This is a genomic window from Vibrio sp. 10N (genome assembly GCF_036245475.1).
GTDB lineage: Bacteria > Pseudomonadota > Gammaproteobacteria > Enterobacterales > Vibrionaceae > Vibrio.
Genome location: NZ_BTPM01000002.1, coordinates 1,447,183 through 1,460,066 on the forward strand (window position 1 = coordinate 1,447,183; position 12,884 = coordinate 1,460,066).

11 protein-coding genes are annotated in these 12,884 nt (G+C 48.0%); 8 read left to right on the forward strand and 3 right to left on the reverse strand.

Annotation, left to right across the window (positions count from 1 at the left end; translation table 11 throughout):
• The first annotated feature begins 22 nt into the window (after positions 1-22).
• The 4 genes from AAA946_RS22585 to AAA946_RS22600 all read left to right on the forward strand — a co-directional run bounded on the left by AAA946_RS22585 (position 23) and on the right by AAA946_RS22600 (position 4,185).
• Positions 23-1,024, forward strand: a complete 1,002-nt coding sequence (locus AAA946_RS22585) for a 4-hydroxyproline epimerase (protein WP_338166991.1) — start codon at positions 23-25, stop codon at positions 1,022-1,024.
• Between the two features lie 20 nt (positions 1,025-1,044).
• Complete coding sequence (locus AAA946_RS22590) at positions 1,045-2,562, forward strand: aldehyde dehydrogenase (NADP(+)) (RefSeq protein ID WP_338166992.1); 1,518 nt, start codon at positions 1,045-1,047, stop codon at positions 2,560-2,562.
• A gap of 137 nt (positions 2,563-2,699) precedes the next feature.
• Positions 2,700-3,374: a GntR family transcriptional regulator gene (locus AAA946_RS22595; protein WP_338166993.1), complete on the forward strand. Its 675-nt coding sequence runs from the start codon at positions 2,700-2,702 to the stop codon at positions 3,372-3,374.
• Between the two features lie 46 nt (positions 3,375-3,420).
• Positions 3,421-4,185, forward strand: a complete 765-nt coding sequence (locus AAA946_RS22600) for a transcriptional regulator (RefSeq protein WP_338166994.1) — start codon at positions 3,421-3,423, stop codon at positions 4,183-4,185.
• 489 nt (positions 4,186-4,674) lie between these two features.
• Here AAA946_RS22600 and AAA946_RS22605 read toward each other — a convergent pair whose 3' ends face one another.
• The 3 genes from AAA946_RS22605 to AAA946_RS22615 form a co-directional block, all read right to left on the reverse strand.
• On the reverse strand, positions 4,675-5,112 hold the full coding sequence (locus AAA946_RS22605; RefSeq protein ID WP_338166995.1) for a tlde1 domain-containing protein: 438 nt from the start codon (positions 5,110-5,112) through the stop codon (positions 4,675-4,677).
• A 285-nt stretch (positions 5,113-5,397) separates the two neighbouring features.
• Positions 5,398-7,212, reverse strand: coding sequence for an ATP-binding protein (locus AAA946_RS22610; protein WP_338166996.1), 1,815 nt, complete (start codon positions 7,210-7,212; stop codon positions 5,398-5,400).
• Positions 7,213-7,226: 14 nt separating this feature from the next.
• Positions 7,227-8,036, reverse strand: coding sequence for a phosphate/phosphite/phosphonate ABC transporter substrate-binding protein (locus AAA946_RS22615; RefSeq protein ID WP_338166997.1), 810 nt, complete (start codon positions 8,034-8,036; stop codon positions 7,227-7,229).
• Between the two features lie 265 nt (positions 8,037-8,301).
• Between AAA946_RS22615 and AAA946_RS22620 the strand changes: the two genes are divergently transcribed.
• From AAA946_RS22620 to AAA946_RS22635, 4 genes are all read left to right on the forward strand, one after another.
• Positions 8,302-9,912: a peptide ABC transporter substrate-binding protein gene (locus AAA946_RS22620; RefSeq protein WP_338166998.1), complete on the forward strand. Its 1,611-nt coding sequence runs from the start codon at positions 8,302-8,304 to the stop codon at positions 9,910-9,912.
• 76 nt (positions 9,913-9,988) lie between these two features.
• Complete coding sequence (gene oppB, locus AAA946_RS22625) at positions 9,989-10,909, forward strand: oligopeptide ABC transporter permease OppB (protein WP_338166999.1); 921 nt, start codon at positions 9,989-9,991, stop codon at positions 10,907-10,909.
• 8 nt (positions 10,910-10,917) lie between these two features.
• Positions 10,918-11,865 (forward strand): ABC transporter permease subunit, encoded by a 948-nt coding sequence (locus tag AAA946_RS22630; RefSeq protein ID WP_338167000.1) that lies wholly within the window; start codon positions 10,918-10,920, stop codon positions 11,863-11,865.
• Positions 11,866-11,876: 11 nt separating this feature from the next.
• Positions 11,877-12,881 carry an ABC transporter ATP-binding protein gene (locus AAA946_RS22635; RefSeq protein WP_338167001.1) on the forward strand — a complete coding sequence of 335 codons (1,005 nt, stop codon included), beginning with the start codon at positions 11,877-11,879 and terminating at the stop codon, positions 12,879-12,881.
• Positions 12,882-12,884: the final 3 nt, after the last annotated feature.

Here is a 12,884-nt window from a genome sequence, read left to right on the forward strand (position 1 = left end):
TTTCTTATCAGAGGATCTGAAAATGAGACAAGGCACGTTTTTCTGTATTGATGCCCATACTTGTGGCAATCCGGTGCGACTCGTCGCTGGCGGTGTTCCCCCCTTACAAGGCTCCACCATGAGCGAAAAGCGCCAGTACTTTATGGAGAACTTAGATTGGATCCGTCAGGCGTTGATGTTTGAGCCACGCGGCCATTCCATGATGTCGGGTTCCGTCGTACTGCCACCTTGCAGTGATAATGCCGATGCCTCAATTCTGTTTATCGAGACCAGTGGCTGCTTGCCCATGTGTGGCCACGGCACCATTGGCACCGTTACTTCTGCCATTGAAAACAAGCTGATCCATCCAAAACAGCCGGGTAAGTTGATCCTAGATGTGCCCGCCGGGCAAATTCGCATCGACTACCAAATGCAAGAGGACAAAGTCACTTCCGTTAAGATCTATAACGTGCCTGCCTATCTCGCTCATCGAGATGTGAAGGTTTACGTGGAAGGTATGGGAGAGATCAGCGTCGATGTTTCCTACGGCGGCAACTACTACGTAATTGTCGATCCACAAGAGAATTATCCGGGACTCGAACATTACTCTCCTGATGAGATTTTGATGCTCAGTCCAAAAGTTCGCCAAGCAGTGTCAGAAGCAGTGGAGTGCGTGCACCCCGACGACCCAACCGTGAAAGGGGTCTCCCATGTACTTTGGACGGGTACGCCAACCCAGCCAAATGCCACGGCGAAGAATGCTGTGTTCTATGGCGATAAAGCCCTAGATCGCTCACCTTGTGGCACGGGTACCAGTGCACGTATGGCACAGTGGCACGCCAAGGGACTGCTCAAACCTGGTGATGATTTTATCCATGAAAGCATCATCGGCAGTCTATTTCATGGCCGAATTGAATCAGAGACCACCGTCAATGGCCGCCCCGCGATATTACCGAGCATCGAAGGTTGGGCTCAGGTTTACGGACACAACACAATTTGGGTCGATGACAACGACCCATACGCTTACGGATTTGAAGTCAAATAACAACAAAGGAAACGACCACCATGCTCAAGCCCCCTACATTTCAAGCCATTAACGCCTTCACTGGTGAGCCACTAGCAGATGACTTTCCCGTTCATGGTAAGCAGGATGTGGATGTCGCCTGTGAAAGTGCCCATGCTATCGCTCGATCATTTCGCCAGCAGAGTGCCGATAAGCGAGCTCAGCTTCTCGACACGATCGCTGCCAAACTTGAGCAAAACGCCAGTGTCATTGCCGAGCGTGCACACCTTGAAACAGCGCTGCCTTTAGTTAGGCTAAACGGCGAGATAGGTCGCACCGCCAATCAGTTGCGCTTATTTTCTGAGGTATTAAGACAAGGTGCTTGGTCACGAGCCACGCTGGATACGCCAAACCCAGAGAGAACGCCTTTAGCAAAACCTGACATTCGCAAGCAGCACATTGCCATTGGACCAGTTGCCGTCTTTGGCGCATCCAACTTTCCGTTAGCCTTCTCAGCGGCTGGCGGCGATACCGCATCGGCACTTGCTGCAGGATGCCCGGTGATTGTTAAGGGTCACAGCGCACACCCTGGAACCAGTGAGCTGGTCGCTAAATGTATCGAGCAAGCGCTCACCGAGTGCGATCTTCCTCAAGCCATCTTTACGCTACTACAAGGTAATCAGCGCGAGCTTGGTACATCCTTAGTGACCCATCCAAGGATCCAGGCCGTTGGCTTCACTGGCTCTGTCACTGGTGGCCGTGCCTTGTTTGATCTTGCTCAGCAGCGCACGGTCCCCATTCCATTCTATGGTGAGCTGGGTGCCATCAACCCAACCTTTATTCTGCCTTCAGCACTCGATAATCCGCAGCAACTTGCTGAGCAGTATGTTCAATCGATGACATTAGGTAGCGGTCAGTTTTGTACTAAGCCTGGAGTGGTATTTGTTGTCGATAGTGTCCCTGCCAGCGCGTTTATTGAGTCCGCTCAGACACTGCTTCTTGCGCATGCGCCGCATACTTTGCTCACCCCTAGCATTCGCAATAGCTATTGTGAGCAAAGCAAACTACGAGCAAGTGAAGCGGGATTGATGTGCACCACCCAAGACCAAGGTTTTGCCGAGGTTACAAGTGCACTGTTTGTTACCGACAGCGATGCATGGCGCGCCAATCCACAGTGGGAAGAGGAAATTTTCGGCCCGCAATCCATGGTGGTGATGTGCAAAGATGTCGGTGACATGCTAGCGATTAGTGAAACGCTAACAGGCTCATTGACTGCAACACTTCACACCCAAGAAGCTGACTACCCTACGGCGAAACAGCTACTGGCTCGACTCGAAGAGATGGCCGGTAGAGTCGTCTTTAACGGCTGGCCAACGGGGGTAGAAGTAAGTTACGCCATGGTTCATGGCGGACCGTATCCTGCCTCGACCAATGCAGCCTCGACCTCAGTCGGTGCAAGCGCCATCGAACGCTGGCTAAGACCTGTTGCCTATCAAGCACTCCCCGATGCCCTATTGCCTGAAGCGTTAAAATCAGGCAACCCATTGTCGGTGCCGCAAAACTTTGACGCGCTTGGTTAATGACTGGTCAAAAAGGCACCAATTGGTGCCTTTGTTGCCTCGCGCTTCTCATAATAGTGGCAATCTAGTCGGAACCATCGCCAAATTCGCTACACTCAGTGTATATTGGATAAAATATCTTTTTCTTGGAGACTTGGATGTCACAAAAGCCCGTTTTTAAAACCCGAACCCAATTGGTAGAAGAGGCCATTCGAACGCAAATTCTCAAAGGTGAGCTGCAAACTGGGCAACCTCTTAGACAAGACGCCTTAGCCAAAGAGTTCAACGTCAGCCGCATTCCCGTACGTGAAGCACTGGTTCAGCTTGAGGCTCAAGGGCTAGTTAGCTTTGAAGCACATAAAGGTGCCACGGTGACTGAGCTTTCACCGGATAAAATCGATGAGCTATTTGAACTGCGAGCCGTCATCGAATGCCACATCCTTGAACGCGCGATTCAAAACATGACCGAAGACGATCTAGCACGCGCTCAACAAGTGCGCGAACGTTTTGAAAGTGTGGTCAACAGCGGTGATGAAGTCGAAGAGTGGAGCAACTACAACTTTGAGTTCCACAAAGCGCTTTACAGTCCAGCCAACATGCCGGAAACCATGGATGTGATCAGCAACCTCAACACCAAATGCGATCGCTATATTCGCTTGCAGCTGCTGTTCACGACCGGCATCAAAAAAGCAGAAGATGAACACTTAGCACTGTTCGATATGTGCCGAAACAAAGACGTCGACGGCGCAAAATATCTGTTGAAAAAACACATTATCGAAGCAGGTAACGCCATTCGCGATCTGCTGCTTGAGAGGCAAAAAAAGCCAGCTTAATGAAAGCTGGCAATTAACACTAGACTCGCTTGGGAGGTAAGCAAGGATGCATGTAGGACCTCGATTTATACTTGCGGCGATCCGCAAAAAACTCAAAGACGAAAGGCTGGGTTACAGTGCGCTGTCCGAAAAGACCGGTATCCCACTGTCCACTATTAAACGTCATTTGCACAGCCCGACATTAGGTCTAGACAAAATCCTGATGTATGTGAACTATCTCAATACCGACCTAGTAGAGCTTTCCAAGATCGCCAATCAAATACAGCATGAAAATGCGCAAATGATTGGCGGCGATCTCAGTGAGCTGTTTCTTGAGCACCCTTACTTACTCGACTTTGTCTACATGCTCACCGCACGCAACATTGCTCCAGAAGAGATCGCTAAAACCTACAACCTCGATGACACCAGCCTGCGCTTCTATCTGCGCATCGCAGAGATCCTTGGCTACATCGAAGATTATGGCGACGGCGTCATCTACCAATCAGGTAGCCGTTTTCTCACTGAAGAAGGCTCAGAGTTAGACTCCCTATTTCGTCAGCGCTTCCAAGACGAATCCCTGTCCCACCCGATTGCCCCGAGCTTTTGCATCGGTCGTATCCGGCTCACTCAAACCCAACAAGAGCAACTCGAACAAGACTTCTACGCCAAGTTGATTGAACTCAACGCGATTAACAATTCCAACGAAGAGGGAGAGCAAACCAACGTGCTCATGCGCTTCACCCCAGGCAAGCAAATCTTATTTTCTGATGGCTTGCCGAATATAGATGGGGGGCTGCTTAAAAAAGTGTCTGAGAGGTTTACCGAGTCTTAGAGATGAAGCTTGATCAAAGAGTGCACGCATGAAAATAACAGAGTCTGATGGGGTGTAAACTGAAGTGTTAGTGAAATGTGACTTCACTTTCAGAGCTAAACTCAGTAACAGTTCACGCTCAAATGAAAGCTAGCAAGCCATTTCTACGTTAACTTCGAAGCACTTTACGCATATAAAGCCCTATTAACGACAGAATGAAGACAGTAAGCGAAGATGCATAACCATTGAAGAAATACATGCTTCCCATTTCACTTAGAACAGCCTGCCTAAACGATGGCTCAACATACATATCATAAAAACTCGAAGCCAATATCAATGACACAAAAGCAGCAATTATTGGCGAGAGCCTGAATCTCATCGAAGCTAGGAGGAACAGGATTCCCAGTACAGTAGCTGTTACCCACATGCTTTCGAAAGATGGTAATTTATCTATTATCTCGGCATGACATACGGCCGAAAAAGCATATACAGAGATAAAAATCCATCTATTCATTCTGTCACCTCAACAGGAATTTTCACCTGGCTAGAGCTTATATAACTAAGTATTTTGTCTGTTATCGGGCTACCAATGAGCCCACCTCCAATATCGATACATCCAGCTGAACCAGGTAAACTGCCACCATGAAGAAAAAAGTTGTCTCTTCCATGTCGTTTCGAACCAGCCAATGGATGAAGTCTTACTCGCCAGTCCCCCCAATCACCCGAAACTTTCCTAAGTAGATCACCCACGATGTTTGGATCACTGATTTCTTTTGGATCAATATAGTAGTTTCCAACAGGTAGAGGCCCTTCAAAAGCCTTCATCTGACATGTCAATGAAGAGTTGTTAAGACAACTACCTCTTCCACTTGTCGCCTTCACCGATAGTGATAGGCACGGCGTGATCAAGTCTAATCTAGCTCGACCTATCGAAAAAACTAGCTTCATTTTTCCTCCTATTTCCAGTGTGTGATTTTCAATCTAACATCGGAGGCAAATGATTCTTCCCAAGTGTAATCTGAATTTTTCACTGTTTCGGCGCCCTTCACATATAAAGGCTGACAATCTGTATTAATTACCAGAGCTCATCAGCAACAAGCGTTAGGGGTTACATTATGCAGAAAATATCCTCTGTCAGAAGCATAGTTCTAAAACTAACTGCGAGTTAAAACGACATTATGACAGCGGCTTGATTAGTCAGGTGTAAAGGTAAGAACAAGTAAGTTTGAGCAACTAAGCAGTATCTCTAGATAAGTTTCTGATCACTACATCACTGAATTCGTTAATATCGAGAGGTTTTCCCAACACTCCTTTTGCCCCAGCATCCATAAAGTTTTGATAACTTTGCTCTGAGACATCAGCGGTCCAGCCAAAAATAAGCAGATCTGGCTTGACTGCCAACATCTTTTTGACCAACTCAATACCCGACACTTCCGGCATATGGTGATCCACTAGCAAACACAAATATTCACGATCGAATAGCTTCTTCATAGCTTCACTATGCCCTCCTGCGACATCGGCAACAAAGCCCAGTTTTTGACACCACTTTTTACCAACGATCAAATTAATTTTGTTGTCGTCAACCAACAAAACTCGAGCGCCCTCTGGTGCTCTCCAAGAGATATCATTCAACTGCTTCGCGGAGGCAAGGTTGGCACCAGATGACATTGTTTTCTTGAGTTCACTCGCTAAACGCAAACGCACAGTAAAGACGCTTCCAGTCCCAACAGTGCTGCGAACTTCCAATTGTCCATCCATTAAAGAAACCAATCGATTCACAATAGCCAATCCTAACCCTGTGCCACCATAGTCACGAGTAATCGTACTATGGGCTTGGGTAAACGGTTGAAGTATCGACTCCAGTTTCTCTTTTTCAATTCCCGTCCCCGTATCGAGAACTTCGATATTCAACGACTTCTGTCCAGTCCCAGCAGAGAAAGTTACCGTCACTTCACCATGAGACGTAAACTTGATCGCATTACTCATCAAATTAAATATTATCTGTTTAAGGCGTACTTTATCGCCGTGCCATATAACATTGCTTGCTATGGAGTTATTCAGCGTTAACGTAATACCCTTGGTGACACATTGAGCACGAAAAAAACTCTGAACTAGCTGGATTACTTCTTCGATGTGAAACGATTCTTGCGTTAACTCAAGCTTTCCTTGCTCTAATTTAGAAAAGTCGAGAATGTCATTGAGAATGAGCAGCAGATGCTCACCAGACTGATTGATCACTTTGCAGTGTGCTTTGTGATCGCCCGAAAGCTCTGCCTCCATAATTTTCGACATCGTAAGAATGCCGTTTAATGGCGTTCGTATCTCATGACTCATTAGCGCTAAAAAGTCGTCTTTTGCTTTGTTAGCGGCAACTGCTTGCTGCTCTGAGCGCTCGAGCTGTTGGTACTGGTTCGCCATAGCGACCGACATATGATTAAACGCATCAATCACTTGCCCAATCTCATCCCGGTTTTGGTGAGCGACTGTATAACCTGGCCCCGTTTGCTCTATTTTTTTACTTGCTTCACTGAGCTTGAACAGTTCTTTTGTTAATACCCAACCAAATACAAAGGTAACCAACACCAGAATAACGGTAGCGAACAGCGCAATCGAGCCGAGATAAATACCTGACCTGTAAACGACAGCGTCAACTCTTCGACCATCAAACAACAGATAGAATGTTCCTATACTCTGATTTTGAATCGATATATCTCTTTCGCGAACAATATATTCTTGTGGAAGGGGTAAAGAGAGATCGACCTGCTGTCCCACCCTCACTACTTCTGTACCTGACATCTCTATTTTCACAAGTAATACATCTGGGTCGGACAACAAATCATTCGCCAAGCTCTCCAAACGAGCAATATCGTATGTAAGCAATGCATCAATGGAGCTTTGTTGAAGCAAAGAAAGTGCTGTATCCATTTTATTTTGGAATAGTTCTCGATTGGAATCCGTCAGGAAGTTCAATGCAGAGAGCACTATCACGAGTAGAAACACGACCTCAATGCTAGCAATACCAACGATCAGCTTGGTTCTAAACTTCATAAATAAACCACTCGCTACTCAACGCCCAGATCCAATTTGATATTTAGCGCTCTAACATCATCCCAATCACTATCGTTCGCCGCTACAAACCCCTTAATCTTGAGTGGCTCAAGTAACTCGGGGGATTCAATACTCATTTTGACAAAGGCTTGTTGCAAGCGTTGCCGTATGTCTGCAGAAACATCGCCCTTTACCGCTATCGCGTGCGGGGTAAACCCATCACTTTCCCACAACACTTTGAGTCCATCACGTACTTTAGGGTCAACCGCGTTGAATGTGCGCCTTACCCCGCCACCAGCAGGAAACACGCCGCGCTGGACATTTAAGTAGACGGAATCATGAGACTGAACGTAAACCGGATTAATCGGAATCTCCTGCTGCTGCAAAAAACCTCGACTCAAAATACTTGCCGCAAAGGCACCAGGAGAAGGAAACGCCATATCACGCCCCGCGAGTTCACGCAGCGACATCATGTCACTCTCTTTGGGAACAACAATAATGCCTTTAATCACTTTATCCTTTGCCTTGGCGATCGCGACGTATCCACTTTGATCACTAAATACTGTGTAATGGTATGGATTCATATAAGCGATATCATAAGTTTGGTCAGCCAACTCTTGCTCGAAGAGAGAAATAGAAGGTTTCGTTGCAAACCGAATCGGTACACCCACTTCCTCGGATAGGTAGGCAGTAATAGGAATCCAATGTGCTGCCAACTTAGATGCCGTTTGCTGAGGGACAACACCAAAAATAATCGCCTCTTGGGCATAGATGAGCGCTGAACAAACAGCAAACAGACCACTAATTATTATCCGAAATATCATCGCGTTCACCTCCGTGACCAGTATCATTTATACTAGTTAAGAATTAGATAATCTCCAGACAACCCGTGTTCTCTAACGGAAGTAGTTCGCCAACTCCAAGGCTGTTTTGAGGTATGAATATCTTTCAGTCTCAAAAACTAAGACCCACCAGCCTAGCAACCGACCCTTTGTTAATGTCATGTTAACATTTCATTGCGAGCGCATTTTATACAATATACCTTTCTCCTTGTGATAACGATAACGAACCAAACACAACGAGGAAGTGATGAAAAAGACCAAGCTACTGATGTTAGGAACGCTCGTCGCCAGTGTGCTCGCGACGGGGGCAATAGCAAAACCCTACCCACAAGGCACGCAACTTGCGCCTGAACAATCAATCACGCTCAACAACGGTGCGGAAGTCACCTCAATTGACCCTGCAAAGCAAGCGGCAGAACCTGCGTTTAACCTAGGGCGTGACCTGTTTGAAGGGCTCACCGTTCAAGACAAACAAGGTCGCACGATTCCAGGTATTGCTAAATCTTGGAGTGCCAATGCCGACAATACGGTCTACACCTTTAACCTGCGTGAGTCTAATTGGTCGAATGGCGAGGCATTAACGGCTCACGATTTCGTCTACAGCTGGCAACGTCTACTGAATCCAGAAACGGCTTCTCCCTACGCTTGGTTTGCCGCCATTCCGAAAATCAAAAACTCGGCGAACATCATGGCTGGCAAAACCGCACCAGAAACTTTGGGCGTACGCGCCATCGATGACCTAACCTTCGAAGTCACTCTTGAACAGCCTGTACCGTTTTTTATTAAGCTGCTAAGCCACCCCGTATTAGCACCAGTGCATCAAGCCACCGTTGAAAAGTACGGCAGCGAATGGACTCAGCCTGCCAATATCGTCACGAACGGTGCTTTCAGCGTAGAGAGCTGGAAAGTGAATGAGAAGATGGTGATGAAGAAAAACCCACATTATTGGGACGCCGGCAACGTGGTACTTGAAGAGATCACTTGGCTACCCATTGGGGATGCGAACGTCTCCCTCAACCGCTATCTAGCGGGTGAAATTGATGAAGCGCTGTCGATTCCATCGGCGCAAAAAAACAAGCTTCTTAAACAGTTCCCCGAACAAGTGGCGGATACCAGCGCATCACTCGGCTCCACGTTCTACTACCTCAACACCGAAAAAGGGCCGACCAAAGATGTTCGTGTTCGAACAGCACTCTCTTACGCTATCGACCGCAGCATTCTGACCAAGGCGATTTTGAAAAATGGCGGTATCCCTATGTTTACGCTGGTGCCACCACAAACTGATGGTTATCGCAGCCACACGCCTGAGTTTGCCAACTGGACGCAGCAAGAGCGCAACCAAAAGGCGAAGCAGCTTCTCGCTAATGCAGGATATGGCAAAGACAACCCACTTAAACTCACCTTTACGGTTCCGACCTTTTCTAACGATGTGAAGATGGCGACTGCGATGGTAGGGATGTGGAAAAGTGTTCTGGGCGTACAAGTTGAAATCCAGCAGCTCGAACCAAAAGTATTTTATGCGCTCAAAGATCCAGGCAACGTCAGCCGCGGAGGCTGGACAGCAGACTACAACGAAGCATCGACTTGGTTAGACATATTTGTCTCCACTGGTGAGTACAACGACTCTAAGTTCAACAATGCGCTCTACGACAAACTCATGAATGAATCGAAAGTCATGGCGGATCCATCACAAGCGTACATCGAAGCGGAAACTCTACTCATTGATGAGATGGCCATCATTCCCGTCTACCGCCCTGGTAATGACCAGTATCTGGTGAAGCCTTATATCGGTGGCTACGAGCGCACCAATCCTGAGTCTTCTTATTACCGCAAGAACGTCTACGTCACAGCACATTAAGACACCACTTTTGGGTCGACCTGACAGCAACGTCATAGCACGTAGGTAGGCCCTTTTTTCTTTATTGGAGACGATTATGTTGTGGTACATCCTGAGGCGTCTTTGTATCGCCATCCCTACCCTACTCTTCATCGCCCTGGTCTCGTTTTGGCTAATGCACATTGCCCCTGGCGGCCCATTTGATATGGAGCGTCCAATGCCAGAAGTGGTGCGTGCCAATATCGAGGCCAAGTTTCACCTCAACGAACCCTTTTTGATTCAATACTGCATCTATATCAAAAATTTCCTTCAAGGCGACTTGGGGCCAAGTTTTGTTTATCAGGACTTTACGGTGACTCAGTTGGTCGCTCAGTCTTGGCCTGTCTCTGCGGTATTAGGCGTATTGTCATTTTGTATCTCAGTACCGGTCGGGATGATATTGGGGACGCTGGCGGCGCTAAATCGTAACAGTCGTTTGGACTATTTTTTAATGTCGCTATCAATGACAGGCGTCGTGATCCCCGCCTTTGTGCTCGCACCGGTGTTAGTGACCATTTTCTCGATTCATTTGGGTTGGCTCCCCGCTGGTGGCTGGGAAAATGGCGCGGCGGCATTTCTAGTATTGCCAGTACTCAGTTTGGCGATTGGCTCGGTGGCCAGTATCGCTCGTGTGATGCGCGGCGCGATGATAGAGACCCTAAACCAACCCTATATTCGCACCGCTCAAGCGAAAGGCCTTTCCACCAGCTACATCCTGTTTCATCACGCACTAAGGCCGTCATTAATCCCTGTCGTAGCCATGCTTGGCCCTGCGTTCGTTGCTGTGGTTACGGGCTCGGTGATCATCGATATCTTTTTTGGTACTGGCGGCATGGGCCAGCACTTCGTATCCGGCGCACTTAACCGGGACTATGGGCTGGTTATGGGAATCACGCTTATCGTCGCTTCTCTGACCATACTGTTCAACTTAATTGTCGATATCTTATACACAGTGATTGATCCGCGAATTAACGTCTAGGAGGCACCATGATCACCACAAAAAAACTCGATGCCTCTCAATTGTCCGAGCAGGTCATCAACCATATTGAAACCAGTCAAATGGAAGCCGTCGAAGGTCGCAGCCTTTGGCAAGATGCATGGAGCCGATTTCGCAGAAATCGTGCTGCAATGACCTCCATCTATCTGCTCGCTTTTATCGTACTTTGCATAACCGCAGGACCACACCTGACCCCTTTTAGTCATGATGAGATCGATTGGAACGTGGTATCCGACCCGTATGAACTGGGTAAGCCATCAATCAGCTCGCAGCACTACTTTGGCACCGATGACTTAGGGCAAGACCTATTCGCTCGCACCATGAAAGGCGGTCAGCTCTCTATCATGGTGGGCTTTATGGGCGCACTTGTCGCGGTGGTTATCGGCACCATTTGGGGAAGTATCTCTGGCTATCTTGGCGGTGTCGTCGATAGTGTCATGATGCGAGTCATCGAGATCCTCGACTCCGTCCCCTTCATGTTCATGGTGATCCTCTTTGTCACTCTGTTTGGCAACAACATCTACCTGATTTTTGTTGTCATCGGCATGGTTTCCTGGCTAGGCATCGCTCGCGTGGTGCGAGGCGTGACCTTCAGTATTAAAAAGCGAGAGTTCATAGAATCGGCGCACTCAATTGGTGTCTCAAGGCTCACCATAGTGAGGCGCCACGTTTTGCCTAATGTACTTGGCATTGTCATGGTTTACTCCTCTTTAATGGTGCCTGGTTTCATCATGTTTGAATCGTTTTTGAGCTTTTTGGGTCTGGGCGTTCAACCACCAGATACTAGCTGGGGCATCTTGATTGCTGAAGGTGCAAAAACCATCGATGTCGCCTTGTGGCAACTGCTGTTTCCATCGGCTTTTTTAGTCGCCACCTTGTTCTGTTTTAACTTCATTGGTGATGGTCTTCGCGACGCACTTGACCCTAAAGACCGCTAGGAATGCACATTATGACGATATTAACGGTAAATAATATGAACGTTGAGTTTGCAACGCCTGACGGTACGGTCAAGGCGGTCAACAATCTCAGCTATAGCATCAGTGCTGGCGAGACTTTAGGTATTGTCGGCGAATCAGGCTCAGGCAAAAGCCAATCGGTATTCGCGCTCATGGGGCTGACGGCTCACAATGGCAAGGTGTCTGGCGAGGCCAACTTGCATGGCGAAAACCTATTGGCGATGTCTAAACGACAGCTCAACCACATTCGAGCAGAGAAGATCAGCATGATCTTTCAAGACCCAATGACCTCGCTCAACCCATTTATGAAGATCGGTAAGCAGCTTTGCGAAGTACTGATCATTCACAAAGGACTGTCGCGCACTGAAGCACAAGCCGAATCAGTTCGAATGCTTGATGCTGTACGTATTCCCTCTCCGGAGACTCGCCTTAATCAATACCCTCATGAGCTTTCAGGCGGCATGCGCCAGAGGGTAATGATTGCTATGGCGCTGCTATGTCGTCCAGAGCTGTTGATTGCTGATGAACCAACAACGGCGCTAGATGTGACGGTACAGGCGCAAATCCTGTCCCTTTTGCGAGAGCTTCAGCACGAGTTTAATACTGCTATTTTACTCATCACCCATGACATGGGCGTCGTGGCAGAAATGTGCGACCGAGTACTCGTGATGTACGGCGGCAACCGCATGGAGCAAGCGGATACTGAAAGCTTGTTTGCTCACCCAGCACACCCTTACACCCAAGGACTGCTCAACGCCATTCCATCGGTAAGCGAAGATATGGATCGCCTGCCGACCATTCCGGGCAGTCCACCGAGCGCGCTAATTAACCACAAAGGCTGCCCATTCAAAGAGCGCTGCCAACACTATAAACCCGAGTGTAGCGCCTCCATGCCTGCGTTTTTGCCGATATCGCAGCAGCAAGCGATCGCTTGTCATGTCGCTGGTCAGCAAACCGTGACCCCACTTTTTAATCAGCCTACAACTCAGTCGGCCTAAGGA

Excerpts from the sequence above, each read along its gene's own strand:
- AAA946_RS22620 (WP_338166998.1), top strand. The coding sequence starts at position 8,302 with ATGAAAAAGACCAAGCTACTGATGTTAGGAACGCTCGTCGCCAGTGTG.
- AAA946_RS22635 (WP_338167001.1), top strand. The coding sequence starts at position 11,877 with ATGACGATATTAACGGTAAATAATATGAACGTTGAGTTTGCAACGCCT.
- AAA946_RS22605 (WP_338166995.1), bottom strand. The coding sequence starts at position 5,112 with ATGAAGCTAGTTTTTTCGATAGGTCGAGCTAGATTAGACTTGATCACG.
- AAA946_RS22630 (WP_338167000.1), top strand. The coding sequence starts at position 10,918 with ATGATCACCACAAAAAAACTCGATGCCTCTCAATTGTCCGAGCAGGTC.
- AAA946_RS22590 (WP_338166992.1), top strand. The coding sequence starts at position 1,045 with ATGCTCAAGCCCCCTACATTTCAAGCCATTAACGCCTTCACTGGTGAG.
- AAA946_RS22610 (WP_338166996.1), bottom strand. The coding sequence starts at position 7,212 with ATGAAGTTTAGAACCAAGCTGATCGTTGGTATTGCTAGCATTGAGGTC.
- AAA946_RS22585 (WP_338166991.1), top strand. The coding sequence starts at position 23 with ATGAGACAAGGCACGTTTTTCTGTATTGATGCCCATACTTGTGGCAAT.
- AAA946_RS22600 (WP_338166994.1), top strand. The coding sequence starts at position 3,421 with ATGCATGTAGGACCTCGATTTATACTTGCGGCGATCCGCAAAAAACTC.
- oppB (WP_338166999.1), top strand. The coding sequence starts at position 9,989 with ATGTTGTGGTACATCCTGAGGCGTCTTTGTATCGCCATCCCTACCCTA.
- AAA946_RS22595 (WP_338166993.1), top strand. The coding sequence starts at position 2,700 with ATGTCACAAAAGCCCGTTTTTAAAACCCGAACCCAATTGGTAGAAGAG.
- AAA946_RS22615 (WP_338166997.1), bottom strand. The coding sequence starts at position 8,036 with ATGATATTTCGGATAATAATTAGTGGTCTGTTTGCTGTTTGTTCAGCG.